Origin of the sequence: Paraburkholderia sp. J10-1, from assembly GCF_905220165.1 — a bacterium.
Taxonomy (GTDB): domain Bacteria; phylum Pseudomonadota; class Gammaproteobacteria; order Burkholderiales; family Burkholderiaceae; genus Paraburkholderia.
Genome location: NZ_CAJMYW010000015.1, coordinates 124,852 through 150,515, shown reverse-complemented (window position 1 = coordinate 150,515; position 25,664 = coordinate 124,852). Strand labels below are relative to the sequence as shown.

Here is a 25,664-nt window from a genome sequence, read left to right as displayed (position 1 = left end):
CTTCACATCCATCTGCGGGGCGTTCGCGCACATTCGGCTGGCATGAAGCCATTCAGGTACTAGAATGCATGGGTGCAGTCGATGCAATGGCGGTCAGTTGAGCAGGAACGTTCGGCAGTTTTGATGTTTCGAGTTCGTCATTGGAGGCATGCTCATGACGTGCCTGAACGAAAAGATTGTCGGTGCAGCCTTTTTTATGCTGAGCGGTTATGCGTTCGCTCAGAGCACCGGCTTGAACGCTCCCGAAACCATGACGGTCGCCAATATCCCGTCAATGCCTATGGAAGTGATTCCAGCACTGCCACCGGAACCCCAGGCGTATCTGCACCGGTACGAAATGGAATACCAGGCGAATCAGCCCAAGCCGTTTTACGCGCAAGTCGAAAGTTTTTATAGCGCGCCGGTGGTACCGGAGAAATACCATTACGACTTCGTAAAGTCCGCGCCCGGGAGCAGTGACGGCGTGCAGCAAGCTGCGCGGCCGAGTTCCGATTATCTGCAGATGGGCCCTTCTACGGCGCCCCAGATTTCAATTCTTCAAGTGCCCGACGGCACGCTGAACATTGGCGCGCAACCTCAACGCAGGCTCTCGCTGACCATGGACGAGTGGGTGTTTTCCGCCACCGCGCGCGTCGCCATTCTTCATTCGCATAGCACGGGCGCAACGGTTACGGTTCGGCGCGGCTTCTGAACGCGCGTATTGAATTGATCCGGCGAATTGGGAAGAGTGCTTAAAACGGCGTAATCATCCCAACGCCGGATGAATCGTTAATCGCATCAATAATAGGCTCAACGTGCATATTTCAGGAACGGCGCATGCTCCAAGGCATCGCGTGCCGAACCTCGCCTTGCCCGATGAATCCTCCAGATACGACCGGGACGACCGATAAACCCGCCATCATCGAAACCACGCTGCCTGCGCGCCTCGACCGCTTGCCGTGGGGGCGCTTTCACGTGCTCATCGTCGTGGCGCTGGGCGTCACCTGGCTGCTCGACGGTCTCGAAGTCACGCTGGCCGGCGCCGTAGCAAGTGCGCTAAAAACGAGCCCGGTGCTGCATCTGGACAACGCGCAGGTGGGACTCGCGGGCAGCGCGTATATCGCGGGCGCGGTGTGCGGCGCGCTCGGCTTCGGCTGGCTCACGGACCGCCTGGGGCGCCGCAAACTCTTCTTCATCACGCTCGCGGTGTATCTGCTCGCCACCGCCGCGACTGCATTCTCGTGGAGCTTCGCGAGCTTCGTGGCTTTTCGCGCAATCACGGGCGCGGGCATCGGCGGCGAGTACGCGGCCATCAATTCGACGATTCAGGAGTTCACGCCCGCGCGCGTGCGCGGCTGGACCGACCTCAGCATCAATGGCACGTTCTGGGTCGGCGCGGCCATTGGCGCGGCGGGCTCGCTCGTGCTGCTCGACCCGCGCCTGCTGCCCGCCGACTGGGGCTGGCGCGTGTGTTTCTTCATTGGCGCTGTGCTCGCGCTCATCATCTTGCCCATGCGCCGCTGGATTCCCGAAAGCCCGCGCTGGCTCCTCACGCATGGCGAGCACGACGAAGCAAAGCGGATCGTGAAGAACATCGAAACGCGCTTTCGCGACGCGGGCCATACGCTGAAAGATCCACCCGACGCCCCGCTGCGTTTGCATGCGCGCAGTCACACGCCGCTACGCGCGGTGTTCCACGCCATCTTCGTGCGGCACCGCCGCCGCGCGCTGGTGGGTCTTTCGCTCATGACGGCCCAGGCCTTCTTCTACAACGCCATTTTCTTTACTTACGCGCTCGTGCTCACGGAGTTCTATCACGTGCCGGGCGGCGACGTGGGCCTCTATCTGCTGCCGTTCGCGCTCGGCAACTTCCTCGGTCCGCTCGTGCTGGGGCGTTTGTTCGACGTGATCGGACGGCGCACGATGATCGCCGCGACCTATGCGCTCTCGGGCGTGCTGCTCACGGTGAGCGGGTGGCTCTTCGAGCAGGGCATGCTCACGGCAACGATGCAAACCGTCGCGTGGATGGTGATTTTCTTTTTCGCCTCGGCCGCCGCCAGTTCCGCCTATCTCACCGTGAGCGAATCGTTTCCGCTGGAGATTCGGGCCCTTGCGATCGCCGTGTTCTATGCGTTCGGCACGGCGCTGGGCGGCATCATCGGCCCGGCATTCTTCGGACGACTGATCGATACGCATCAGCGCAGCGAGGTGTTGACGGGCTATGTGGTGGGATCGGCACTCATGCTTGGCGCGGCGCTCGTCGCTGCGGTCTGGGGCGTGGACGCGGAGCGCAAGTCGCTCGAGCATGTGGCCGCGCCGCTTTCGGCGGTGGGAGAGGAGTGAGTCGATCAACCGTTGGCACCGATTCGGCCGGCAACGGAAATACGGCGCGCTATCATGCGTCCTCGCCGTCCGCCCTCCTTCGAATCATGAATATCCGGTTTCTCGAAACATTTATCTGGCTAGCGCGCCTGCAAAATTTCCGCCTCACCGCGGAAAAGCTCCACACCACGCAGGCGGCGGTGTCGAGCCGTATCGCGGCGCTGGAGGAGAGCTTCGAGGTGCGCCTGTTCGACCGCAATTCGCGCTCGGCCACGCTCACGCCCGCGGGCCGCAAGATGCTCGCGTACGCCGAGCGCATCGTGAATCTCGGCGAGGAGATGCGCCGCGAAGTCGAGGACGCGAGCGGCGGCGGCGGCCTCATTCGCATCGGCGTGGTCGAGTCGATCGTGCATAGCTGGTTTCCCGCGGTGATGGCGCGCGTGCGCGAGCGCTTTCCACATCTGGAGATCGAGGTCACGAGCGACACCACGATTCACCTCACACAATTGCTGCGCGCCGACGCCGTCGATCTGATCCTGCAAACGCACGCGCTGGGCGACCGCGAATTCGCCGACGTGCCGCTGTGCGAGTTCCCCATGCGCTGGGTGGCCAGCCCCACGCTCGGGCTTTCGGGCCAACGCGTCGATCTTGCGCGGCTCGCCGAATTTCCCATCCTCAGCTTCTCGCGCAATTCGGGACCGCATATCGCGCTCGAACGCGAGTTCGCACGCGCGGTCGAGCGCCCGGTGCGCATCAACTGCATTAGTTCCGTGGCGGCGATGATCCGCCTCGTGGCAGACGGCTTCGGCGTGGCGGTGCTGCCGCCCGCCATCATCCAGCGCGAGCTGCGCGAAGGCGCGCTCGAAGTGCTCGACGTGGAAAGCGGCTTCGTGCCGCTGCCGCTCGTAGCGAGCTACCGTCTGCAGAGCCAGCCGCTGCCCGCGCGTATCGCCGAACTCGCGGCCGAACAGGCGCAAGCGTTCGTGCTCGCTTTGGGGCCGGAGCTGGATGGCGCAACGCCGGCTGTATCCGCCAGCACCGCGCGCCGCCCGAAAGCCCCGGCCCGCGCGGCAGGGGTTGCCAAACCCGCGGCGAAAACCGCGCGCCAGCGCCCGGCAAAACCGGCCCGCGCCGCCGGCGACAAAAACAAGCGATAAAAAAACCTGTTCACTGCGTATTTTTTTTCTTGTTGGACCGAAGCGGCCCGTGCTCGCCAAACTGCGTCTATCCGATACAACGTATGCGCAGGAAGAACCGATGAGCACGACACAGAACGCCCAGCCCGGCCAGCTTTGCATCTGGACCGACACCGACCCGCACGCCGAAGCCGACTTCAACGCCTGGTACGATCGCGAGCACATGCAGGAACGCGTCGGCATTCGCGGCTTTCGCCATGCGCGCCGCTTCCTCGCCAACGACGGCCACGCGCGCCGCTATCTCGCGCTCTACGTGACGGAGTCGCTCGATGTGTTCCGCAGCGACGCCTACCGCCAGGCCTTCACCGTGCAGACCGACTGGTCGCTGCGCAACTTCGCGCGCATGAACGATACGCAGCGCCGCGTGGGCGAGCTTGCATTCGAAGCGGGTGAAGGCGAAGGCGCGCACGTCGCGATCTTCGTGGCCGCGCCGCAGGCGCTCGCCGCCGCAACCTGGCGCGATGCGGCCGACGCCGCCACGCACGCGCCCGGCGTTCACGCGGTGCGCGTGTTCCGCACCGAGGGCACGCTTTCCTCGCCGCTTGCGACCGGCGGCGCTGCGGGCACGGCGCGCGCCGTGCAAGAAGACGCGGTCGTGTTCGTGGAAGGCAGTTCGAACGCTGCAGCGCGCGCCGCCGCCGAACAGCTCGCGCAAGCCGCGGGCGTGGCGCGCGAGACGGTGCGCAGCTTCGACATGCTCTGGCGCCTCGCGGCGTGACACAGCAGTAGCCCCAGGCGCTTCACGCCCAACGACTATGGAGAATCCGATGAACTCTCTCGCCCAAGCCTCGACGCTCGGCCGCACCCGCACCGGACGCGGCCGCCTTGCGAGCGCCAGCATGATCGGCACGTCGCTCGAATGGTATGACTTCACCGTCTACAACACGCTTGCCGCGCTGGTCTTCAATCATCTGTTCTTCCCTTCGGTCGACCCGCTCGCGGGCACGCTGCTCGCGTTCTCGACCTATGCCGTGGGCTACGTGTCGCGGCCGCTCGGCGGCTTCATCTTCGGCAATCTCGGCGACCGCATGGGAAGGCGCGCCGTGCTCATGCTCACGCTCGTGCTCATGGGCATCACCACCGCGCTGATGGGCGTGCTGCCCACCTACGCCACGGCCGGCATCCTGAGCCCCATGCTGCTCGTCGCGCTGCGCTTCGTGCAGGGCATCGCGCTAGGCGGCGAATGGGCGGGCGCGGTGCTGCTCGCGGTTGAGCACGGCGACCAGAAAAAGCGCGGCCTGAACGCTTCGTGGGCACAAGTCGGGCCCTCGTTCGGCACGCTGCTCGGCACGGGCTTCATCGCGTTCATCACGATTTCCGTGTCGTCCGATGCGTTCCTCTCGTGGGGCTGGCGCGTGCCGTTCCTCGCGAGCCTGCTGCTCGTGCTGTTCGGCATCTGGGTGCGCAGCAGCGTTGGCGAAACGCCGCAATTCGAAAAGCTGAACGAAGCGCACGCCACCGCGGAAGTGCCCGTGCTCGAAGTGTTCTCGCAGCACTGGCGGCGCCTCATCGTGGCGGGCGGCGCGCGTATCGGCTCCGACGTGCTGTACGCGCTGCTCGTCGTGTTCACGCTCACCTATGTGACCACGGTGCTCAACCTCTCGCGCTCCCTCGCGCTCACCGCCGTGCTCGCGGGCACCGCCTGCAACGCCCTTGCCGTGCCGTTCTTCGGCGCGCTCTCCGACCGTTTCGGGCGGCGTCCCGTGTACCTCGGCGGCGTGATCGCGGCCATGGTCTGGGCATTCGGCTTCTTCATGCTGATGAACACCTCGCAGCCCGCGCTGATCGTGCTCGCCGTGATGATCGGCCTCGTGATTCACGCGGTGATGTACGGCCCGCAAGCCGCCTTCGTCACCGAGCAGTTCCCGACCCGCGTGCGTTATGCCGGCTCCTCGCTCGCCTATACGCTCGCCGGGATTCTCGGCGGCGGCTTCGCACCGCTCATCATCGTCGCGCTGTTTCGCACCTGGCACAGCACGGCAGCCGTCTCGCTCTATGTGAGCGGCGCGCTCATCGTCACCGGCATCGCGCTGATCGCCGCCCGCGAAACCGCGCATCGCCCGCTGCAGGACTGATCTCCGCTTTTCCTCCCGGCGCGCGCAGCCAGTGCGCCGGGTGCGTCCTCCCCCTTTCGAACTGCCATCATGACCACGCTTTCCTTCACCGTCCTTCCGGCCGGCGGCGCAGCCACGCCGCTTTCGATCGATATCGACACGCTGGTGATCGCCGGCTGGGCCGGCCGCGACGCTCACGCGATCCAGCATCACATCGACGAACTCGCCGCGCTCGGCGTGGCGCCGCCTTCGAGCACGCCGCTCTTCTACCGCGTGGGTGCGGAGCAACTGAACCAGGCCGAAACCGTGGACGTGCTCGGCACGCACACGAGCGGCGAGATCGAGTGCGTGCTCGTGGCGAGCCCGCTCGGCACGCTCGTGACGATCGGCTCCGATCACACCGACCGCAAAGCGGAGGCCTACAGCGTGGCGGTATCCAAGCAGGTGTGCCCGAAGCCGCTGGGCCGCGAGGCGTGGCGCTACGAAGACGTGGCGGGCCACTGGGACCGCCTGACGATGCGCGCCACGCTCGTTGCCGCGAGCGGCGAAACGCGCGCCTACCAGAGCGGCGCCGTGGACGGCCTGCTGCCGCCCGCCGACCTGTGGCGCCGCTATACGGAAACGGGCGCATTGCCGCCCGGCAGCGCGATGTACAGCGGCACGCTCGCCGTGAACGGCGAGATGGCGGCGATGGAGTCGGGCGACGCGTTCGAGCTGGAACTGCACGACCCGGTGCTCGAACGCAGCCTGCGCGCGCGTTACGCGGTTCGCGCGCTGCCGGTTGTGGCATAAGCGGTCGCCTGAGCGGTGGTCTGAGCACTCATCCTTTTCCTCGTACACGCGCAACGAAACCCATGTCATACAATCCTGCCACGCGCCTCTCCCAACTCGCCGCCGATCTCGACGCGGCCCGCACGACGAGCCGCGCGCTCGTGGAAACCGCGCTGGAGCGCATTGCCGCCGAAGGCGGCAACGGCGGCCACGCGTTCATCGCCCTCGACGCCGAACGCACGCGGCGCGAGGCCGACGCCCAGGACGCGCTGCGCCGCGCGGGCGTGCGGCTTTCACCGCTCGCGGGCCTGCCGGTGTCCATCAAAGACCTGTTCGACGTGGCGGGCGAGCCCACGCGCGCGGGTTCGCGCGTGCTCGACGACGCCCCACCCGCCACCTTCGACGCGCCCGCCGTGGCGCGTCTGCGCCGCGCCGGGGCCGTCCCGCTCGGGCGCACCAACATGAGCGAATTCGCGTTCTCTGGGCTCGGCCTCAACCCGTGGCGCGGCACGCCGCGCTCGCCGTGGCGTGACGGCGACGGGGCACGCGTGGCGGGCGGCTCGTCGTCGGGCGCGGCGGCCTCGGTGGCGGGTGGCATGGCCGCGGCCGGACTTGGCAGCGACACGGGCGGCTCGTTGCGCATTCCCGCCGCGTTCTGCGGCCTCACCGGCTTCAAGCCCACGGCCCGGCGCGTGCCGACGGCCGGCGTGTTCCCGCTTTCGACCACGCTCGACTCAATCGGCGCCATCGCCCCGAGCGTGGCGTGCTGCGCGCTGGTGGACCGTGTGCTCGCGGGCCTGGCAACGGACGCAAACGCCGCGGACGTACGCACCGCCGAGCCCAAGGGCCTGCGCCTTGCGGTCCTTGCGAACTACGTGACCGAAGGCATGGACGCGCATGTCGCGCGCACGTGGGAAGCCACGCTCACGCGCCTCTCGCGTGCTGGCATGCAGATCACGCCGCTGACCCTGCCGCTGCTGGAGACGCTGCCCGCCATCAACCGCTTCGGCTTCTCGCCGATCGAGGCCTTTGCCACGCACCGCAGCCGTCTGCCTGCACACGCGCAGCGCTACGACCCGCGCGTGCTCGCGCGCATCCGTCTGGGCGAAACGGCGAGCGCCGCCGACTACCTCGACCTGCTTGCCGCGCGCGCCGCCGCAATCGCACAGGCGCGCGCCGCGCTCGCGGGTTTCGACGCCTTCCTCATGCCGACCGTGCCCATCGTGCCGCCGACAATCGCGGCGCTCGAAGCCGACCCGGCGCACTTCGCGGCCACGAACGCGCTCGTGCTGCGCAATCCTTCGTTGGTGAACTTCCTCGATGGCTGCGCCGTGTCGCTGCCGTGCGCGCCGCGCGGCGAGGCGCCCGTGGGCTTGAGCGTGGCGGGACTCGCCGACAGCGACGCGCACGTGCTGAGCGTGGCCGCCGCGATCGAAAGCGTGCTGCGGAGCGTGAACGGGGCCTGATGCGTCTCACTCCGATCGGCTAAGATACGGCTCCGCATACGCCATCTATCGAACCAACGGAGTGTTTTCAGTGATTCAGGCAATTCAACCGGGCGCCGTCTTCAAGGACAATCTCGCGCTGCTGCCGGGCATCGACGGCATCGAGCGCATCGATCTCGTGGACGCTCAGGGCGTTGTCGCCGCTAGCATCGAGAACAAGCCCGGCAAGCAGGGCTCGCTCGCGGTCTACCACTACCTGCGCGAAGCCTTCGGCACGCTCGACGCCAACGCCGCCGAGCATGGCCTCGCCGTGTTCGCCGAGCACACCGCCGACGCGCGCAACCGTCCGGGCGCGCACCCGAACGTCGATCGTCTGCTGGAAATCGCAGCGGGCGGCCCGGCGCTGCGCATCGACGTGATCGCCGCAGCCTGAGCGTTGCCTTACGAGGCGTGCCGGCCGGCACGCCTCATCCCCTTCTGCCTCACGCCGAAAGCTCTTCGAGCCGCACGCCATTCGTGCGCGGCCCAAATCCGCCGATGGAAATCATCACCGCGAGCATGCACACGGTGATGCCGGCGAACACACCGCTCACGCCAAAATCGCGCAACAACGCGGCGATGATGAAACCCGACATCATGGCGCCCACGCGGCTTGCGGAATAAACGATGCCATTGGCGCTGCAACGCACGGCCGTGGGAAAAAGCTCGGCCTGATAGGCGTGATAGCACACGGAAATGGTTTGCCCCGCGAGACTGATCAGGACACCGAGCGAAATGAGCGCAAGCGGCCCGCGTGCCTGCGCGAACAGCAACCCGAACACGACCACCGCGAAAGCCGAGCCGACGATGAGCCACTTGCGCTCGATGCGATCGGCCACGAGCATCGCGAGCAACGGCCCGCACGGCAGCGCAATGGCGATCACGACCGCATACAGCAGGCTCTTCGTGACGGTCACGCCTTGCCCGATCAGGAGCGTGGGCACCCAGTTGGCGAATCCGTAGTAGCCCACCGCCTGGCACAGATTGAACGCGATCAGCATGATGAGGCGCGCGCGGTACGGCGGTTTCCACAGCTCCGCAAGCGAAGTGCGCCGATGCGCGGGCAGCACGAGCGTGGGAGAAGGCTCGGGCAACGCCTGGCCGCTCTCGCGCACGGCGCGCTGCTCCATCTGCGCGATCACGCGTTCGGCCGCCTCCGTTTGACCGTGCGTAACGAGCCAGCGCGGGCTTTCCGGCACGGCGCGGCGCACGAACCACACAATCGCCGCACCGAGCGAACCGGCAAGCACGACCCAGCGCCAGCCATCCAGACCGAACGGCGCCAGCGGCACTAGCCACCACGAAAGCAGCGCTGAAATGGGCGCGGCTGAGAACATGATCGCCTGATTCAAGGCCATCGCACGCCCGCGCATTTGCTGCGGGACCATCTCCGTGACGTAGCTGTCGATGGTGACGATCTCGATGCCCACGCCGATGCCCGTGATGAAGCGCCACAGGATCAGCCCCTGCGACGTATGCTGGAATGCCATCGCCACCGAGCCCGCCGAATACCACAGCAGCGAAAATGTGAATACGCTTCGTCGTCCGAATTTATCCGGTAGCCAGCCGAAACAGAACGTGCCGACGAAAAGACCCGCAAACGTCGCGGCCACGAACGCGCCTATGCCGTTGAAGCCGAAAAACGCGTGCGTGGTGGTTTGCAGCATGCCGCTTTTGGCCATGCCCGGTGCGATATACCCTGTGAAGATGAGATCGTAGACCTCGAAGAAGCCGCCTAGCGATATCAGCATCACCAGCATCCAGAGCTGGCGCGTGGCGGGCAGGCGGTCGAGCCTGGCGGAAAGCGCGGCCGCCGCGCGATTGCCCACGGGTGGGGCCGTGACGGCGTCGAGCGGATCGTCCGCCCCGAGGATTCGTTGCATGCTTGTCTCCGTGACGACGCCTCGCTGGGCGTCTTTCTTGTGAATGCCGGGCCTGCTTGCTCAGGTCGCCGCGCGTGACTTCAGTCCTGCCAGCACCTCCTCGGTGTGCTCGCCCACCTTCGCGAGCGGCTGACGCACGCCGGGACGGCGGCCGCCCATCATGAGCGGCAGCAGCACGACTTCGGTCGTGCCGCCGTCGTCGGTCTGCATCGGCACGAGTCCGCCGCTCGCCTTGAGGTGCGGATCGTCGAGCAACTGATCGGGGCGCACGATCGGCGCGTAGGGAATGCCTGCCGCTTCGAGGCGCGGCATGAGTTCGGCGGCCTGCTGCGTGGCCAACACTGCGCCCAGGCGTTCGAGCAGTTCAGGCCGCACGGCCACGCGCAGGGCGTTGTTCGCGAAGCGAGGCTCGTCGGCAAGCCGCGGGCAGCCGATTACGTCGCACAACGTCACGAACTGCTTGTCGCTTACCGCGCCGATGAAAAGCTGCTCGCCCTCAGCGAGCGTGAACACGTCGTACACGCTCCAGGCCGACACGCGCGACGGCATGGGCGGCGGCGCTTCGTGCGTCATGGCGTATTGCTGCATGTGCTGCGCGCTCAGGAACACACAGTTCTCGAACAGCGCGCTTTGCACCTCCTGGCCACGGCCGGTGGTGTCGCGCTCGCGCAGCGCGGCCAGCACGCCAATCGCGCCGAACATGCCACCCATGATGTCGTTCACCGAGGTGCCCGCGCGCAGCGGCCGCCCCGCGGGCCCGGTCATATAGGAGAGGCCGCCCATCATCTGCACGACTTCGTCCAGCGCGAGACGCTTTTCATAGGGGCCCGGCAAGAAGCCCTTGTGCGAGACATAGATGAGGCGCGGGTAACGCTGCGAGAGCGTCGCGTAATCCAGGCCGAGCTTTTCCATGAGGCCGGGCCGGAAGTTTTCGAGCATCACGTCGCACTCGCCGATCAACTCCACGGCCGCCGAGCGCCCCGCTTCGGTGTTGATGTCGAGCACCACACTCTTCTTGTTGCGGTTGAACGAGCGGAAAAAGCCGATGCCGAGGCCCGGCAGGTTGCGCGTCTTGTCGCCGCCTGGCGGTTCGATCTTGATGACTTCGGCGCCGAGGTCCGCGAGGATCATCCCGCAGGTGGGGCCCATGACCATGTGCGTGAATTCGACGACACGCACGCCTTCGAGTGGCAACCGGTTTTGCGTATTCATAAGGAATTCCAATCAATCAGGCGTGATGCGCGGTTGCGCCAAAAGTCTTCGGCAGGCCGGCGCGCCAGAGCGTGCCGTGCAGCGTTTCGCCCTCCAGCCACGCGGCCACGCGCGCGCGCAGCGCGAGCAACCGTTCGATGTCGATGCCCGTTTCGATGCCCATGTCCGCGAGCATGAACGCGAGGTCTTCGCTCGACGCGTTGCCGCTTGCGCCCGGCGCATGCGGGCAGCCGCCGATGCCGCCAAGCGTGGCGTCGAAGCGCGTCACGCCCGCCTGCAGCGCGGCATAGACGTTGGCGAGCGCGAGGCCGCGCGTGTCGTGAAAATGCGCGCAGCACAAACGCTCGCCCGCGATTTCGCGCGCGGCCTCGAAGAGTGCTCGCACGGCGGCGGGGTTGGCGTAGCCCACGGTGTCGGCGAGGCTCACGCGGTCCGCGCCCGCGTCGAGCAGCGCCTGCATGCAGCGCAGCACCTCGGCAGGCTCGACACGCCCTTGCAGCGTGCAGCCGAAGGCCGTGCCGATGCCGCCTTCGATCAGCGTCTTCGCGCCGCTGGCGTCGCGCGCGGCGCGCATGCGCGCCACCTCGGCCACCACTTCACCGGGCGTTTTGCGCAGGTTCGCAAGGCTATGCGCTTCGCTCGCCGAAAGCGGCACGAGCATGAGGTCCGCTTGCGCTTCCAGCGCTCGCTCGGCGCCCTGCAGGTTCGGCACGAGCACCGAGACGAAGAGGTCCGGCAGCGTTTTCGCGTAAGCGACGAGTTCCGCCGTATCGGCGAGTTGCGGCAAGAGGCGCGCGGGCACGAACGAGCCCACTTCGATCTCGCGCTGACCGGCTTCGTATGCCGCGCGTATCCACGCGATCTTGTGCTCGGTAGGCAGCACGGTCTGGATGCTCTGCAGGCCGTCGCGCAGGCCGACCTCGCGTATTACGCCGCGCCGTGGTAATGGGGGCATGAAGGTGTCTCCGTTTTTGTCTCCAGCGATGTGCTAACTTTAGGCATTCCGCAAAATACATAAAGCGGTATTTTGGAAGCTTCAAGATTCCAATCTGGAAACACACAAAATGCCGTAAGGAGACATCGTGCACGACATCGACCTCAAGACCCTGCGCCTTCTCGTGAGCGTGTGCGAGCACGGCAACATGGGACGTGCGGCGCGCGAGGAGCATATCGAGCCCTCCGCCATCAGCAAGCGCATTGCCCAGCTCGAAAGCGAATTCGGCGTGCCGCTGCTCACGCGCTCGCGCCGCGGCGTGCAGCCCACCGCGGCGGGCCTCGCGCTGCTCGAACATGCGCGCAGCGTGATCTTCACGCTCGAGCGCGCGGCCAGCGACGTCGCCGCGCTCGGCAGCGGCCTCTCGGGCAGCGTGAGCGTGTGCGCCTCGGCCTCCGCAATCGCCGAAGCGCTGCTCGACGACCTCGCGTCGTTCATGCGCCTGCCCGCGTACAAGAACATTCGCGTGAACGTGGAGGAGCGCACGTCGCACGAACTCGTGCAACGTGTGCGCGACGGCGCGGCCTCGCTAGGCGTGTGCTGGGACAACGTCGAACTCGGGGGCCTTCAATCGCGCCCCTGGCGTGAAGACCGCCTCGTGCTCGCCGTGCATCCCGAGCACCCGCTTGCGAAACGCCGCACCATCGCCTTCGAGGAGACGCTCGATTACGAGCACGTGGGCCTGCCGCCCTCCACCGCCGTGCATACGATGCTGCGGCAGTCGGCGGCGCGCAGCGGGCGCACGGTCGCCTATCGCGCGGTGGTGTCGACACTCGACGCGGCGTTTCGCGTAGTGGCCGCCAATCTCGGCATCAGCGTCGTGCCCGAGGAGGTGAGCCACACCTACCGGCGCATCATGGACGTGCACACCATTGCCTTGACCGATGCCTGGGCGCGGCGGCGTTTCATCGTCTGCTTTCGCGCGTTCGACACGCTGCAGCCCGCGGCGCAGCGCATGGTCGAGCATCTCGTGGAGCGGGCGGCTCAGAAGAAACGCGGTGCGAAGCGCACGGCCTGAGCGCCCGCCTCAAGCCGCCGCTTTCTTCGTGCGCTTGCGCGCGCTCGCGCGCTCGGGCGCTTTCATCTGCGCAATCAACCCATCGTGATGCGCGCGCAGTACTTCGACGAACTCGGCCACCAGACGCTCGCGCGGCCGGTTCGGCGGAAATAGCAGGTACGTGGGGAACATCACCGCCGGCGAGAACGGCCGGATGGCAATGTCCGGCCCTGCGAAATCGCGCGCGACGATGGGATGCGCGAGCGTCACGCCCATGCCGCAGCGGACCATCTCGCAGCAAATTGCCGTGTACTGCGCCTCGATGGCAAGGACGCGCTCGACCCCGGCACGCTGGAATATTTCGTCCATTTGCGTGCGCGTGCCGTCGCCGTGACACAGCGAGATGAACGACTCGCCCTCCAGATCGGCGGGCCGGATCATGGCCTTTTTCGCGAGCGAATGTGAAGCCGGCATCACGCAAACGGCCGCGACCTTCGAGAGCAATTCCACCTCGCAATTCGACGCCTCGCTGATGTACACGGCCACACCCAGATCGCAAAACTGCGAACCGGTCCAGTGGTTCACCGTGCCCGAGGTGTTCACGTGCAGCGAGACCGTCACGCCCGGAAACAGGCGGCGAAACTTGTCGATGGCGTGCGGCACGAGCGTGAGCCCCGCAGAAGGCATCGCGGCGATACGCAGGCGTCCGCTGCCGAGATTGCGGATTTGCGCGGCGGCATTGCTGAGTCCTTGCAGGCCCACATACGCCCGCTCGACTTCGCGAAAAAACGCGTTGCCCTCGCTCGTGGGAATGAGGCGGATGCCCACGCGCTGAAACAGCGTGAGCCCGGTCTCGCGCTCCAGTTGCCCGATCAGGCGGCTCACGTTGGGCTGCGAGGTGTAAAGCGCTTTCGCGGCGGCCGTCATCGAACCCGACACCATTACCGCGCGAAACGCCTCGACGTGCTTCAGATTCAAGGCAGATCTCCTGGGCTTAACCCTGATTCACACGCCAGGGCCTAACCCTGGTCCATATCATTACCGTATAGGTTGGCATTTTATTCGTATTGGACGATATGGCCAGCCCGGCACAGACTGCGATGCATCGGCGCACTGTCCGGTTCGCCGCTCCCCACAATCGAATGGAGATCGTCGTCATGAAAGCCGCGATGCGCCGTCGTTCAACCTTCCTGCCTAAAACCGCGCTCGCCGCCCTCGCGCTCGCGGCGGCCTCGCTAGCCCAGGCCGAAACCACGCTGTACGTCGCCAACGTCGGCGGCTCCAACGAGCAGCTTTATCGTCAGAAGATCATCCCGGCGTTCGAAAAGGCGCATGACGTCAAGATCGTCTATGTGGCGGGCAATTCGAGCGACACGCTCGCGAAACTCCAGGCGCAAAAGGGCCACGAGCAGATCAACGTCGCCGTGATGGACGACGGCCCGATGTACCAGGCGATGCAACTCGGCCTGTGCGGCAAGCTCGACGACGCGCCCGTCATGAAGGACCTCTACCCGCTCGCACACATCGGCCCGACCGCCGTGGGCGTGGGGATGGTGGCGACCGGCATCGGCTATAACGAACAGGCGTTCAAAAAGCTCGGCCTGCCCGCGCCGGACTCGTGGAAGTCGCTCGAAGACGCGCGCGTGAAAGGCAAGCTCGGCGTGCCGCCGATCACCAACACCTACGGCCTGCACACGCTCGTCATGCTCGCGCGCCTGAACGGCGGCGGCGAAAAGGACATCGACCCCGGCTTCAAGGCGATGACGAAACAGGTCGCGCCCAATGTGCTTTCGTGGGCGCCCACGCCCGGCGAAATGGACGGCCTCATGCAGTCGGGCGACGTGATCATCGCCCCCTACGGCAGCGGCCGCGCGGTGGCGCTGCAGAACACGGGCTTCCCGCTCAAGTTCATCTACCCGAAGGAAGGCGGCGTGGCGCTGCAGGTGGCCGCGTGCTCCATTGCGCAGAACGCGCAGCCGCAGCTCTCGCAACAGTTCATCCAGTTCCTGCTGAGCCCGGAAGTGCAGGCGCAGCAGGCAGCGGACATCGGCCTTGGCCCCGTCAACAAGACCGTCAAGCTCACGTCGGAAGTGGCCGCGCGCGTGCCCTATGGTCCTGACCAGATCTCGAAGCTCACGGCCATGGACTGGAGCACCATCAACGAGCATCGCACCGAGTGGACCGAGCGCTGGAACCGTTCGGTCGAGCGCTGATGCGCGCGCTCCCTGCCCCGCACCCACCGCACGTGATCAGCGAGGACCCACGCTCATGAGCTTCCTCACCCTGCAAGGCATCTCGAAGCGCTATGGCGACTTCACGGCGATCGAGCAGCTCGACCTCACGGTCGCACGCGGCGAGTTTCTCTCGCTGCTCGGTCCCTCGGGCTGCGGCAAGACGACGACACTGCAGATGATCGCGGGCTTCGTCACGCCGAGCACGGGCCGCATCACGCTCGACGGCCGCGACATCACGCACGAGCGGCCCGAGAAACGCGGCATCGGCGTGGTGTTTCAAAGCTATGCGCTCTTTCCGCACATGACCGTGGCCGGCAACGTGGGCTTCGGTCTGGAGATGCAGAAGATGAAGCGCGCGCAACGCGCCGAGCGCATTGCCGAGGCGCTGGACCTCGTGCGCCTGCGCGGGCTCGACGCGCGCTACCCGAAAGAGCTTTCGGGCGGCCAGCGCCAACGTGTGGCGATTGCTCGCGCACTGGCCATGCAGCCCGAACTGCTGCTGCTCGACGAGCCGATGTCGAATCTCGACGCCAAGCTGCGAGAAGAGATGCATATCGAGTTGCGCGCGATCCAGAAGCGCCTTGGCATCACGACTATTCTCGTGACCCACGACCAGGTGGAAGCGATGACGATGAGCGACCGCATTGCGGTCATGCATCGCGGCACGATCGCGCAGTTGAGCACACCGTTCGACGCGTACGAGCGCCCGGCCACGCCGTTCGCTTCGACCTTCCTTGGCCGCACCAACACGCTGGAAGGCGAAGTCCTGCGCCGCAACCTGCGCTGCGCCGAGGTCGAGGTAGGCGGCACGATGCTGCACGTGCCCCACGAAGGCCGCGAGGTCGCGGGCGCCGTGAACGTCTATATCCGCCCCGAAAAAGTGCGTCTCGCCAATGGCGACGCGCGCCTCACAGGCCGCGTGAGCACGCGCGTGTTCGTCGGCAATCAGTGGCTGCTCGCCGTCGAGACCGAGCTTGGCAAGCTGCATATCGCGCAACCCAATCACGGTGCGCCGCCGCCCGATGAGGGCCACGAAGTCGGACTCGCGTGGACCGACGACGATCTGCGCGTGCTCACGCGGGAGGGCGCCCATGGCAACGCTTGACGACTCGCGCGCGGGCGCCGCGCCTTGGCTGCTCTCCGCGCCCGCGCTGCTGCTGTTTCTCGCGCTGCTGCTGGTGCCGCTGCTGCTCACCTTCGTGCTCTCGTTTCATGTGTTCAGCGATCTTGCGGGCGTGCAACGCGGCTGGACCGTTACGAATTACCTGGAGGTCCTGAGCGATCCGTACTACGGTGAAATCTTCCTGCGCACTGCGGGCCTGGCGTTCGCCGTCACACTGCTTTCCATCGTGCTCGGCGTGCCGGAAACGCTGGTGCTCGCGCGCATGCGGCGTCCATGGCAATCCGCTTGTCTGTTGATCGTGCTCGGCCCGCTGTTGATTTCCGTGGTCGTGCGCACGCTCGGCTGGCAAATCCTGCTGGGCAATAACGGCGTGCTCAACAACGCACTCCAGGCGCTGCACATCACCGACGAGCCCATTCGCCTCGTCTTCACCATGACCGGCACGATCATCGCGCTCACGCACGTGCTCGTGCCGTTCATGGTGATGTCGGTCTGGGCGACGCTGCAAAAGCTCGATCCGCAGGTGGAATGGGCCGGCCGCTCGCTCGGCGCCTCGCCGCTGCGCGTGTTCCGCCGCGTGATCCTGCCGCAGATCATGCCGGGCGTGCTCTCGGGTTCGATCATCGTGTTCGCGCTCTCGGCCTCCGCGTTCGCTACGCCTGCGCTGATCGGCGGGCGGCGGCTGAAGGTCGTCGCCACGGCTGCTTACGACGAGTTCCTCGGTACGCTGAACTGGCCACTGGGCGCGAGCATTGCCGTGCTGCTGCTGATCGCCAACGTGGCAATCGTGATGGGCTGCAGCCGTCTCGCCGAGCACCGCTTCAAGCACATCTTCGACTAACGGGGCTCGACATGAAACGCAACGGATTCCTCGGGCTCGCGTTCAACGCGCTCTTTCTCGCCTTCATGCTCGCGCCGATCGTCGTGGTGCTGCTCGTGGCCTTCACGGACAAGGGCTATATCTCGATGCCGTTCGACGGTGCCTCGCTGCGCTGGTTTCGCGCGATCCTGCAGAACGGCGACATCGTCGCCGCGTTCTGGCTTTCGGTGCGCCTCGCGTTCGCGGCGGCCACCATCGGCGTGGCGCTCGCGGTGCCCGCCGCGCTCGCCATCGCGCGCTACCGCTTTGCAGGCCGCGGCGCGCTGGTGAGCTTCTTCCTCTCGCCGATGATGATCCCCGCCGTGGTGCTCGGCATTGCGTTCCTGCGCTTTCTTTCACTGCTCAACCTGAACGGTTCCTTCTGGGCACTCGTCGCCGCGCACGTGGTGATCGTGCTGCCGTATGCGCTGCGCCTCGCGCTTTCTTCGGCGGTCGGCCTCGATCGCGACGCCGAGCGTGCCGCCCTTTCGTGCGGGGCGAGTCGCTTCACGGCGTTCCGCCGCGTCGTGCTGCCGATGATCCGCACGGGCGTAGCGGGCGGCTGGGTGCTGTCGTTCATCCAGAGCTTCGATGAACTGACCATGACGATTTTCGTCGCGACGCCCGGCACCACCACACTGCCCGTCGCCATGTACAACCAGATCGCGCAAACGATCGATCCGCTCGTCACTTCGGTGTCGGCGGTGCTGATCGTCGGCACGATCCTGCTGATGCTGCTGCTCGACCGCATGGTCGGGCTGGACCGCATCCTGATCGGAGAAGCCCGATGACACAACACTCCTCCACGAGCCCCGACGTGCTCGTGATCGGCGGCGGCCTCGTCGGCTCCGCCGTGGCCTACGGCCTCGCTCGTGAAGGCGCGCGCGTGACCGTGCTCGACGAGGACGACGGCGGCTTTCGCGCCTCGCGCGGCAATTTCGGCCTCGTCTGGATTCAGGGCAAAGGTTACGGCCTTTCGCCGTACGCGCGCTGGTCGCGCAGTTCGGCGCAGCGCTGGCCACTGCTCGCGCAAAGCCTCGCCGACGAAGCGCGCGTGGACGTCGCGCTGCGACAGCCCGGCGGCTTTCATATCTGCTTCTCGGACGAAGAACTCGCCGAACGCCTTAAACGGCTCTCCACCTTGCAGGCCGAGATCGGCGATTATCCGTTCGAACTGCTAAATCATCGAGAGCTGCGCGAGCGGCTTCCGGGCATCGGCCCCGAGGTCGCGGGCGCAAGCTATACGCCGATGGATGGCCACGTCAACCCGCTCAAGCTGCTGCGTGCATTGCATGTCGCGATGCAACGGCGCGGCGTGCGGCTCGTCTCCGGCGAGCGCGCCGAGCGCGTTGTAGCCGGAACCAGCGGCTTCAGCGTGCAGGGCCGGCGCGGCGTGTACCACGCGGCGCGCGTCGTGCTCGCAGCGGGGCTCGGCAATCGCACGCTCGCGCCGCACGTGGGCCTGAATGCGCCCGTTGCGCCCAATCGCGGCCAGGTGCTCGTGAGCGAGCGCGTCGAACCGTTTCTGCGCTACCCGACCATCAACGTGCGGCAGACCGACGAAGGCACGGTGCAGTTCGGCGACTCGATGGAAGAGGCCGGCTTCAACGACTTCACCACTACGCCGATCCTGCGCCAGATTGCGGCGCGCGGCGTGCGCGCGTTTCCCATGCTGGCCCATGTGCGGCTCGTGCGCATGTGGGCCGCGCTGCGCGTGTACAGCCCCGATGGCTTTCCGATCTACGACCAGTCGGAGGCGCATCCGGGGGCCTTCGTCGTCACTTGCCATAGCGGCGTGACGCTCGCTGCGGCCCACGCGCTGCGGATCGCCCCGTGGATTCTGGGCGCGCCAATGCCCGCCGAACTCCCCGCCTTCTCCGCAAACCGCTTCGCAACCGATGCGGCTGCCGAACCGATCCTTGCTCACTGACCCTGCCATGACAGCCCACTCTACCCAAGCGCCCGCGCCGCTGTTCAAGACGCTCACCGACGCCGAAAAGCGCGTCGATATCTGGTTCAACGGCCAACCGCTCTCCGTGCCTGGCGATCGCTCCGTCGCCGCTGCGTTGCTCGCCGCGGGCATATCGCGGTTTCGCGCGACGCCCGTTTCGGGAGCGCCACGCGCACCATTCTGCATGATGGGCGCGTGCTTCGAATGTCTCGTGGAAATAGACGGCGTGCCGAGCCGCCAGAGCTGCATGGTGCCCGTGCACGGGGGCATGCATATCCGCTCGCAGGAAGGCGCGCGCGACCTGCCGCCCGGAGCGGCCACGAATGCCGACACGCTCGAGGAGAACGCTCATGCCCGGTGATTATCAAGGCGACGCCAAAGCCGATTTCCACGCAGAAGCCGTCGATGTCGTCGTGGTCGGCGCCGGTCCCGCAGGCATGAGCGCGGCGACGCATTCGGCGCGCGCCGGACTCTCAGTGGTCCTGATCGACGAGCAGGACGCCGTAGGCGGCCAGATCTACCGCGCGATAGGCCGCGCCGACGCGCGCCGCAAGGAGATACTCGGCCCCGACTACGCGGCGGGCGACGCCATCGCCCAGGCATTCGCACGCTCAGGCGCGCGCCACGTAGCGCATGCGTCCGTGTGGCAGGTCACGCGCGAGCATGCGGTTCACTACCTCAAGGACGGCAAGGTGGGCAGCTTGCAGGCCAAGCGCGTGATTCTCGCGAGCGGCGCGCTGGAGCGGCCCTTTCCCATTCCCGGCTGGACGCTGCCCGGCGTGCTCACGGCGGGCGCGGCGCAAATCCTGCTGAAAAGCGCGGGCGAAGTGCCCGCCTCGCCACCCGTGCTCGCGGGCTGCGGGCCGCTGCTCTATCTGCTCGGCTGGCAATACGTGCGGGCGGGCGTGCCGATTCGCGCGCTCGTCGACACCACGCGCCACGAAGACCGCTGGCGTGCGAAACGCCACCTGCTGGCCGCGCTGCGCTCGTGGCCGTTCTTGAGCAAAGGCCTGCAGTTGATCCGCACGCTGCGCGAGGCCAAGGTGCCGATTTTCGAAGCCGCCGACGACCTTGCCGTCGAAGGCCGCCAGGACAGCGACGGCGTGCAGCGCGCAGCCGCGCTCACGTTCACGTCGCAAGGCCGTGCGCAACGTATCGAGGCCGATGTGATCCTGCTGCACCAGGGCGTGGTGCCCAATACGCAGTTCACGCAGGCGCTGCGCGCCACACATCGCTGGGACAACGGACAGCTTTGCTTCAAGCCGCAAACGGACGCATGGGGCGAACTCGACGTGCCCGGCATCTTCGTGGCCGGCGACGGCGCGGGGATCGGCGGCGCGCAGGCCGCCGCGCAACAAGGCACGCTCGCGGCGCTCGCCGCTGCGGCGCAACTGGGCACCATCGACCTGGCCGCGCGCGACCGCGAGGCCGCCCCGCATCGCGCTGAACTGGAGCGCGTGATGCGCATCCGTCCTTTCCTCGACAGCCTTTACCGCCCGCGCGACGCGAACCGTATTCCCGCCGACAGCACCATCGTCTGCCGCTGCGAGGAAGTAACCGCGGGCGAGTTGCGCGGATTCGTCGGCCTCGGCTGCGTCGGCCCGAACCAGGCGAAGTCATTCGGCCGCTGCGGCATGGGGCCGTGCCAGGGCCGCATGTGCGGACTCACCGTGACCGAAGTGATCGCCGATGCGCGCAACGTGCCGCCAGCCGAGGTCGGCTACTACCGCATCCGTCCGCCCATCAAGCCGCTCACGCTCGGAGAACTCGCCGGTGAATGACGCCCGAACTCTCTCTGCGAGCGCCGTACAGGAAGCGGACGTGCTCGTGATCGGCGGCGGCCTGCACGGTTCGAGCAGCGCCTTTCACATGGCGCGGCGCGGCGTGAGCGTGACCGTGCTCGAAGCCGACTACGTGGGCCGCCATTCGTCGGGCGTCAACGCCGGTGGCGTGCGCACGCTCGGACGCCCGCTTCCCGAGATTCCGCTCGCGCTCATGTCGCGCGAAATCTGGCACGCGCTGCCCGAAACCATCGGCGACGACGGCGGCTTCGTTCCCTCCGGACAACTGAAGATTGCCGAAACCGAGGCCGAACTGGACGAATGCCGCGAACGCGTCGCCTTGCTCGAATCGCACGGCTTCACGCACGAAAAGCTGATCGACCGTGAGACGGTGCTCGAACTCGAACCGGCGTTGGCCAGGCACGTGACGGGCGGCATCTGGGTCGAGCGCGACGGCTACGCGCTGCCCTTTCGCACCACCACGGCGTTTCGCCTCGCCGCGCAAAAGCATGGCGCGCGCTTTTTTGAAGGCACGCCGGTCACGCGCATCGAGCCGCGCGGCGAGCGCTGGATCGCCCAAACGCCGCGCGGCACCTTCGCCGCGCGCAAGCTGCTCGTCACGGCGGGCGCGTGGTCGGGCGAACTGGCGCGCCAGGCTGGCGAGAGCGTGCCTGTTCACCCCGAAGGGCTCATGCTGATGGTCACGCATCGCGTGGCGCCGTTCTGCCGCGCGACGCTCGGCGCGACGGGCCGCCCGCTTTCGTTCAAGCAGTTCGACAACGGCACGGTGGTGATTGGCGGCAAGCTGATCGGCATCGCGGATTTGCCTGGGCGCCACGGCGAAGTCGATTTCATGCGGCTCGTGAAAAGCGCACAGACTGTAGTCGATCTGTTTCCGCATCTGCGCCATCTCGGCGTGAACCGCGCATGGGCCGGTGTGGAAGCGTTCACGGCCGACTCGCTGCCCGTCATATCGGCAAGCCGGCGCGCCTCGAACCTCTACTACTCGTTCGGCTATTGCGGCAGCGGCTTTCAACTCGGGCCCGCTTGCGGGCGGCTCGTTTCCGAACTCGTGCTCGACGGTGAGCCTTCGCTTTCGCTCGATGCGTTCGCGATCGACCGCTTCGAGCGTGCCGCGGCGCACGCGCCAATGGCCGGCGTTGCTGCGCATTGATTCTCTCACCCTGTATCGCCAAGATGGCGAAGGAGCTTGCAGACACATGAACGATATCGTTCGTATCGAGACCAATCAGCGCATGAGCCGCGTCGTGAAGGCCGCCGGGCTCGTGTTCGTGGGTGGGCAGACGTCAGCCGATCCGTCGCCGGACGTGAAAGTCCAGACCGCCGCGGTGCTCGCGAAGATCGACGGCTTTCTCGCCAAAGCCGGTATCGACAAGACGCGGCTCGTCTCCGCGCAAGTGTGGCTTGCGGATATCGCGCGCGACTTCGCGGGCATGAACGAAGTGTGGGACGCCTGGGTGCCCGCAGGTTGCGCGCCCACGCGGGCTACCGTGCAGTCGCAATTGGCGTCGCCGCAATTGCTCGTGGAGATCGCGGTGGTGGCGCTGGGTTAAGCGCGGGATCGGGCTGCCGGCGCTGGCATGAAAGCGCGCCGACAGCCACGATTGCCAATCCGTAAAGCGAAGGCGCTTCTCACGCGCACGCTGTCAGCGCAAGTTCACGTTCGCGCGGCACAATGGCGAACCCACCCGAACTCAGAGGAGCGCGCGATGGCCCTTCCTTACGGCTACGTCAAGGCGAAGATGGCTTCCGCGCCGCAGTTGAAGCCCACGCGGCGGCCTCACGAAGTTCAATACCACCTGCACTTCGGTGTGACGGTCGACGGCGCGCGCTGGGACATCGCCGTCAACGTGGGCACCACCGATGCCGACGACCTGCTCAAGTACAAACTCGTATTCGACTTCAATCACAACGTGCTCACCACGCTCGAAGGCGCCGCCGAAGGGAAGACCGATCTCGCGGGCACCGAAGCGCTGCCCGCCATCGACTTCGAGCGCAGCGACTTTCTCGCCAATACGGGCGCGTGGCGCGACAGCGACGTGATGGATGGCTCCGACCAGGTCGAACCGGTCGCTTCGCTGAAGCGTCTTCTGTTGCGGGCGCAACAATCTTCGCTCGACGTGTACGTGTTCGGCCGCTTCTACAGCGAAGGCGACGGCATTCACGACGTCCACATGAACCAGGGCTCGAAGGGCGAGTTCATCCACACGGCTGGCAACGACGCGAACGACCACAACGACATCTGGCAGGACGGCGCGCTGCTCGTGGATCTCGGCGACCCCGAATGGGCCTTGTATGTTGCGGCGTTCGATCAGCAATACGTGCCGACCGACGATCTCGGCAACCCGATGCCGAATTCAGAGCCGATTTCGTAGGCGCTCAACGGCAAACGGGCGCATCCCGGCTCCCCGGCATGCGCCCGCTCGTTAGACGATCGACCGCCTAGAAGTCGATCTTCGCGTTGAGGCTGACCGTGCGCGGGTCGCCCGGCGCGATGTAATCGGAGTACTGGAACATCCAGTAGCGGCGATTCGTGATGTTGTCGATCGCGGCTCGCAGCGTCACGTCGTGGCCGCCAATGCGGGTGAAGTAGTTCGCGCCCACGTTCACGAGCATGTAGCCGCCGGTTTCCAGATTGTTTGCCGGACGCACCTGCGTGCTGCCCGTGAACTTCGCATCCGCCGCCAGTTGCAGGCCTTGCACATAAGGCACGTCGTAAGTCACGCGGCCCGCGGCCACGAACGTCGGCGCACCGGCTACGCGATTGCCGTTGTACGACTGGCCCTTCGCGTACCACGTATCGAGCAGCGTGACGCTGCCGGCCAGCTGCCAGCTGCGGCCAAGCCGCACGCTGCCCGCCGCCTCGATCCCTTCGAAGATCGAATTGCCGTCCTGCACATAGACGTTGTCGCTGTTCGCGTACGCCGCGCCGCGCTCGATGCGGAACAGCGCCGCCGTCGCGCTCCAGCGCTCGTGCTCGCTCTTGACGCCGATCTCATACTGACGCGAGCGCAGCGGACGCAGCATCGCGCCGCCATTCGCATAAATGCTGTCGACGATCGCGCCCTGCTCCAGCGCCTCGACGTAGCTCGCGTACAGCGTCGTATTCGGCTCGAGCTTGTACATGAGCGCGAAAGTCGGCGTGAGTACGCCGTTCTGGCTGTACTGGGAGGTCTTTTCGCCCGTGGTTGCGTAGTTGTTCTGACTATAGTTCGTGTACCGCAGGCCCGCGAGCACGGACCAGCGGCTCGTGATCTGCATGGTGTCGCTCACGAACGCCGAAGCCTGCGTGATATCGCTCGCGCGATACGTTTCGAGCCCGGAGCCCGAATAGTAGCGCCACGGATTGGGCTGATACAGATTACCGTCGCCGAGCACCGTGTAGATCGAGTTCGACGCGTAGTTGTTGGTCTGATGCTGGTACGAACCGCCAATCACGAGTTGATGCGTGAACGGCCCGGTCTTCACCTTGCCCTCGAACATGCCCTGCCAGTAGATGTCCTGATGGCCTTCGTCGCCGTTCCAGCGCGCGTCGGTGTAGTCGCCTTCCTGGTTGAGCAGCGTGAGCGTGCTCTCGTTGCGATCGCGCGCCGACTTGCTGTAGCTGCCCGAGGTGGTGAACGACCAGTCGGGCGTGATCTGGTAGCGCACGCCCGCCGTGTAGAGCTGCAGGTTCGTGTTGATGTGCTGGTCGGTGCCACCAAGCAAGTTCGTGCCGCCGCTGATCACCGCCGGCAGGCTCGAGGCCGTATAGCTGCCCGTGTAGATCGCGGGCGTCTGGCCGCTCGAACGAACGGTCTGATAAAGCGCGTTGAACCAGACCTGCAGGTCGCGCGTGAGCTGGCCGTCGAGCGCGAGCGAAACCGAGTTGCGGTTGATATCGCCCGCGTTATAGGTCTTGCCCGCTTCCTTCGTGTAGTTCAGGCGCGCGCCGAACATGTCGTCCGGGCCGAAGCGGCGGCTCAGGTCCACGTGCGTGCTCAGCACGCCGTCCATGCGATAGCCCACGTCGAGGCTCGTGACCGGGTCCTTGTCCGGCCGCTTCGTCACGTAGTTGACGAGACCGCCCGGCTGCGCAAACCCGTACATGAAGCCGCCCAGGCCCTTGAGCAACTCCACGCGCTCCAGTTGCTCGTAAGGCATGGTGATGCCGTACGAGATGAACGGATTGCCGTCGATGCGATAACCGTTTTGCCAGTCGATGGGCAGGCCGCGAACGGTGATGTAGGTCGCCCACGCGTTATAGGCGTTGCTGTTGTTGCTGACCGAGGCGTCGCCAGCGAACACGTCGCCGAGCTTGTAGACCTGGCGCTCGGCGAGGTTCTCGCCCGTCACGACGGTGGTCGAGAACGGCGTGTCGAGCTGCGAGCGCGTGCCGAGCGCGCCGCTCGACACCGGCGTATTCAGGTGCAGCGGCGAATCGGCAACCTGGCTCGCGCTCACCTTCACTGCGGGCAGCGCCTGGTCCGTGCTGGTGGTGGCCGCGGCGCCGTCCTGCGCAGTGGCGGCCGGAGTCGCTGTCTGGGCAACGGCGGCCTGAGCCGCCGCAAAAGTGAGCCAGGCCGCAAAATGCAACGGCCGCAGGGGCCGGGGCTGCGTGCGTCGAGCGCGCCGCGCGTGTTCTCGGTTGTTCATGTCGTTTTGGAAGGGTCGTCTCGCCAGTGCCTGTGGATACTTCAATGAGAAGCATTCTCATTTATCACTGGCCGGCGATATTAACAAACCCTTACGACTTTTCCTAGAACCCATATGGCATTTGTCAGTTTTGACGTATTCCTTCGAAATACTGCTCAAAACGGACGC

24 protein-coding genes are annotated in these 25,664 nt (G+C 66.2%); 19 read left to right on the top strand and 5 right to left on the bottom strand.

Translation table 11 applies throughout. The features are described from left to right. Positions 1 to 154: 154 nt before the first annotated feature. The 8 genes from U5A65_RS32730 to U5A65_RS32695 all read left to right on the top strand — a co-directional run bounded on the left by U5A65_RS32730 (position 155) and on the right by U5A65_RS32695 (position 8,200). Positions 155 to 691, top strand: coding sequence for a hypothetical protein (locus tag U5A65_RS32730; protein ID WP_321939119.1), 537 nt, complete (start codon positions 155 to 157; stop codon positions 689 to 691). Between the two features lie 164 nt (positions 692 to 855). Continuing rightward, positions 856 to 2,322 carry an MFS transporter gene (locus U5A65_RS32725; RefSeq protein ID WP_321948942.1) on the top strand — a complete coding sequence of 489 codons (1,467 nt, stop codon included), beginning with the start codon at positions 856 to 858 and terminating at the stop codon, positions 2,320 to 2,322. A gap of 86 nt (positions 2,323 to 2,408) precedes the next feature. Further along, positions 2,409 to 3,458 carry a LysR family transcriptional regulator gene (locus U5A65_RS32720; protein WP_321948937.1) on the top strand — a complete coding sequence of 350 codons (1,050 nt, stop codon included), beginning with the start codon at positions 2,409 to 2,411 and terminating at the stop codon, positions 3,456 to 3,458. Between the two features lie 100 nt (positions 3,459 to 3,558). Continuing rightward, positions 3,559 to 4,215: a DUF4286 family protein gene (locus U5A65_RS32715; RefSeq protein ID WP_321914944.1), complete on the top strand. Its 657-nt coding sequence runs from the start codon at positions 3,559 to 3,561 to the stop codon at positions 4,213 to 4,215. Between the two features lie 49 nt (positions 4,216 to 4,264). Next, positions 4,265 to 5,572, top strand: coding sequence for an MFS transporter (locus U5A65_RS32710; RefSeq protein ID WP_415766021.1), 1,308 nt, complete (start codon positions 4,265 to 4,267; stop codon positions 5,570 to 5,572). Positions 5,573 to 5,641: 69 nt separating this feature from the next. After that, positions 5,642 to 6,343 carry a DUF2848 domain-containing protein gene (locus U5A65_RS32705; RefSeq protein WP_321948935.1) on the top strand — a complete coding sequence of 234 codons (702 nt, stop codon included), beginning with the start codon at positions 5,642 to 5,644 and terminating at the stop codon, positions 6,341 to 6,343. A 62-nt stretch (positions 6,344 to 6,405) separates the two neighbouring features. After that, a complete protein-coding gene (locus U5A65_RS32700) occupies positions 6,406 to 7,788 on the top strand; it encodes an amidase (RefSeq protein ID WP_321939123.1) in 1,383 nt (460 codons plus the stop codon). Between the two features lie 73 nt (positions 7,789 to 7,861). Further along, on the top strand, positions 7,862 to 8,200 hold the full coding sequence (locus U5A65_RS32695) for a DUF2322 family protein (RefSeq protein WP_321915090.1): 339 nt from the start codon (positions 7,862 to 7,864) through the stop codon (positions 8,198 to 8,200). A 49-nt stretch (positions 8,201 to 8,249) separates the two neighbouring features. Here the strand turns inward: U5A65_RS32695 and U5A65_RS32690 are convergent, their stop codons facing one another. The 3 genes from U5A65_RS32690 to U5A65_RS32680 are packed head-to-tail and all read right to left on the bottom strand — an operon-like array spanning position 8,250 to position 11,856. After that, entirely contained in the window at positions 8,250 to 9,689 is a 1,440-nt protein-coding gene (locus tag U5A65_RS32690) for an MFS transporter (RefSeq protein WP_321939125.1), read from the bottom strand. A 60-nt stretch (positions 9,690 to 9,749) separates the two neighbouring features. Beyond that, on the bottom strand, positions 9,750 to 10,901 hold the full coding sequence (locus U5A65_RS32685; RefSeq protein ID WP_321948934.1) for a CaiB/BaiF CoA-transferase family protein: 1,152 nt from the start codon (positions 10,899 to 10,901) through the stop codon (positions 9,750 to 9,752). Positions 10,902 to 10,917: 16 nt separating this feature from the next. After that, positions 10,918 to 11,856, bottom strand: a complete 939-nt coding sequence (locus tag U5A65_RS32680) for a hydroxymethylglutaryl-CoA lyase (RefSeq protein WP_321948933.1) — start codon at positions 11,854 to 11,856, stop codon at positions 10,918 to 10,920. A 127-nt stretch (positions 11,857 to 11,983) separates the two neighbouring features. Here U5A65_RS32680 and U5A65_RS32675 point away from each other — a divergent pair, with 127 nt between their 5' ends. Continuing rightward, entirely contained in the window at positions 11,984 to 12,913 is a 930-nt protein-coding gene (locus U5A65_RS32675; protein ID WP_321914953.1) for a LysR family transcriptional regulator, read from the top strand. 9 nt (positions 12,914 to 12,922) lie between these two features. Here U5A65_RS32675 and U5A65_RS32670 read toward each other — a convergent pair whose 3' ends face one another. Then, entirely contained in the window at positions 12,923 to 13,870 is a 948-nt protein-coding gene (locus tag U5A65_RS32670; RefSeq protein ID WP_321948932.1) for a LysR substrate-binding domain-containing protein, read from the bottom strand. A 179-nt stretch (positions 13,871 to 14,049) separates the two neighbouring features. Here U5A65_RS32670 and U5A65_RS32665 point away from each other — a divergent pair, with 179 nt between their 5' ends. The 10 genes from U5A65_RS32665 (at position 14,050) to U5A65_RS32620 (ending at position 23,236) form a co-directional block, all read left to right on the top strand. Next, positions 14,050 to 15,105, top strand: a complete 1,056-nt coding sequence (locus U5A65_RS32665) for an ABC transporter substrate-binding protein (protein WP_321914956.1) — start codon at positions 14,050 to 14,052, stop codon at positions 15,103 to 15,105. A 55-nt stretch (positions 15,106 to 15,160) separates the two neighbouring features. Beyond that, complete coding sequence (locus tag U5A65_RS32660) at positions 15,161 to 16,231, top strand: ABC transporter ATP-binding protein (RefSeq protein ID WP_321914957.1); 1,071 nt, start codon at positions 15,161 to 15,163, stop codon at positions 16,229 to 16,231. Next, positions 16,218 to 17,090, top strand: a complete 873-nt coding sequence (locus tag U5A65_RS32655) for an ABC transporter permease (protein ID WP_321948931.1) — start codon at positions 16,218 to 16,220, stop codon at positions 17,088 to 17,090. Before U5A65_RS32660 ends, U5A65_RS32655 begins: the two co-directional genes overlap by 14 nt. A gap of 11 nt (positions 17,091 to 17,101) precedes the next feature. Next, positions 17,102 to 17,899, top strand: a complete 798-nt coding sequence (locus U5A65_RS32650) for an ABC transporter permease (RefSeq protein ID WP_321914960.1) — start codon at positions 17,102 to 17,104, stop codon at positions 17,897 to 17,899. Then, the gene (locus tag U5A65_RS32645) at positions 17,896 to 19,038 is read left to right on the top strand and encodes an FAD-dependent oxidoreductase (RefSeq protein ID WP_321948930.1); all 1,143 of its coding nucleotides are present in this window, start codon (positions 17,896 to 17,898) and stop codon (positions 19,036 to 19,038) included. Before U5A65_RS32650 ends, U5A65_RS32645 begins: the two co-directional genes overlap by 4 nt. A gap of 7 nt (positions 19,039 to 19,045) precedes the next feature. Further along, positions 19,046 to 19,420 carry a (2Fe-2S)-binding protein gene (locus tag U5A65_RS32640; RefSeq protein ID WP_321914962.1) on the top strand — a complete coding sequence of 125 codons (375 nt, stop codon included), beginning with the start codon at positions 19,046 to 19,048 and terminating at the stop codon, positions 19,418 to 19,420. After that, positions 19,410 to 20,840, top strand: a complete 1,431-nt coding sequence (locus U5A65_RS32635) for an NAD(P)/FAD-dependent oxidoreductase (RefSeq protein ID WP_321948929.1) — start codon at positions 19,410 to 19,412, stop codon at positions 20,838 to 20,840. Before U5A65_RS32640 ends, U5A65_RS32635 begins: the two co-directional genes overlap by 11 nt. Continuing rightward, positions 20,833 to 22,014 (top strand): FAD-binding oxidoreductase, encoded by a 1,182-nt coding sequence (locus U5A65_RS32630; protein WP_321914964.1) that lies wholly within the window; start codon positions 20,833 to 20,835, stop codon positions 22,012 to 22,014. The genes U5A65_RS32635 and U5A65_RS32630 overlap by 8 nt, the downstream gene beginning before the upstream one ends. Positions 22,015 to 22,060: 46 nt before the next feature. Continuing rightward, complete coding sequence (locus U5A65_RS32625) at positions 22,061 to 22,414, top strand: RidA family protein (protein ID WP_321914965.1); 354 nt, start codon at positions 22,061 to 22,063, stop codon at positions 22,412 to 22,414. Between the two features lie 156 nt (positions 22,415 to 22,570). Continuing rightward, entirely contained in the window at positions 22,571 to 23,236 is a 666-nt protein-coding gene (locus tag U5A65_RS32620) for a DUF2278 family protein (protein ID WP_321939139.1), read from the top strand. A 67-nt stretch (positions 23,237 to 23,303) separates the two neighbouring features. Here U5A65_RS32620 and U5A65_RS32615 read toward each other — a convergent pair whose 3' ends face one another. Then, positions 23,304 to 25,496 carry a TonB-dependent receptor gene (locus tag U5A65_RS32615; RefSeq protein WP_321948928.1) on the bottom strand — a complete coding sequence of 731 codons (2,193 nt, stop codon included), beginning with the start codon at positions 25,494 to 25,496 and terminating at the stop codon, positions 23,304 to 23,306. Between the last annotated feature and the right edge of the window lie 168 nt (positions 25,497 to 25,664).

Coding starts and splice junctions, on each gene's coding strand:
- U5A65_RS32660 (WP_321914957.1), top strand. CDS start 15,161: ATGAGCTTCCTCACCCTGCAAGGCATCTCGAAGCGCTATGGCGACTTC.
- U5A65_RS32685 (WP_321948934.1), bottom strand. CDS start 10,901: ATGAATACGCAAAACCGGTTGCCACTCGAAGGCGTGCGTGTCGTCGAA.
- U5A65_RS32690 (WP_321939125.1), bottom strand. CDS start 9,689: ATGCAACGAATCCTCGGGGCGGACGATCCGCTCGACGCCGTCACGGCC.
- U5A65_RS32720 (WP_321948937.1), top strand. CDS start 2,409: ATGAATATCCGGTTTCTCGAAACATTTATCTGGCTAGCGCGCCTGCAA.
- U5A65_RS32700 (WP_321939123.1), top strand. CDS start 6,406: ATGTCATACAATCCTGCCACGCGCCTCTCCCAACTCGCCGCCGATCTC.
- U5A65_RS32705 (WP_321948935.1), top strand. CDS start 5,642: ATGACCACGCTTTCCTTCACCGTCCTTCCGGCCGGCGGCGCAGCCACG.
- U5A65_RS32655 (WP_321948931.1), top strand. CDS start 16,218: ATGGCAACGCTTGACGACTCGCGCGCGGGCGCCGCGCCTTGGCTGCTC.
- U5A65_RS32625 (WP_321914965.1), top strand. CDS start 22,061: ATGAACGATATCGTTCGTATCGAGACCAATCAGCGCATGAGCCGCGTC.
- U5A65_RS32635 (WP_321948929.1), top strand. CDS start 19,410: ATGCCCGGTGATTATCAAGGCGACGCCAAAGCCGATTTCCACGCAGAA.
- U5A65_RS32640 (WP_321914962.1), top strand. CDS start 19,046: ATGACAGCCCACTCTACCCAAGCGCCCGCGCCGCTGTTCAAGACGCTC.
- U5A65_RS32725 (WP_321948942.1), top strand. CDS start 856: ATGAATCCTCCAGATACGACCGGGACGACCGATAAACCCGCCATCATC.
- U5A65_RS32710 (WP_415766021.1), top strand. CDS start 4,265: ATGAACTCTCTCGCCCAAGCCTCGACGCTCGGCCGCACCCGCACCGGA.
- U5A65_RS32645 (WP_321948930.1), top strand. CDS start 17,896: ATGACACAACACTCCTCCACGAGCCCCGACGTGCTCGTGATCGGCGGC.
- U5A65_RS32615 (WP_321948928.1), bottom strand. CDS start 25,496: ATGAACAACCGAGAACACGCGCGGCGCGCTCGACGCACGCAGCCCCGG.
- U5A65_RS32680 (WP_321948933.1), bottom strand. CDS start 11,856: ATGCCCCCATTACCACGGCGCGGCGTAATACGCGAGGTCGGCCTGCGC.
- U5A65_RS32715 (WP_321914944.1), top strand. CDS start 3,559: ATGAGCACGACACAGAACGCCCAGCCCGGCCAGCTTTGCATCTGGACC.
- U5A65_RS32730 (WP_321939119.1), top strand. CDS start 155: ATGACGTGCCTGAACGAAAAGATTGTCGGTGCAGCCTTTTTTATGCTG.
- U5A65_RS32665 (WP_321914956.1), top strand. CDS start 14,050: ATGAAAGCCGCGATGCGCCGTCGTTCAACCTTCCTGCCTAAAACCGCG.
- U5A65_RS32620 (WP_321939139.1), top strand. CDS start 22,571: ATGGCCCTTCCTTACGGCTACGTCAAGGCGAAGATGGCTTCCGCGCCG.
- U5A65_RS32650 (WP_321914960.1), top strand. CDS start 17,102: ATGAAACGCAACGGATTCCTCGGGCTCGCGTTCAACGCGCTCTTTCTC.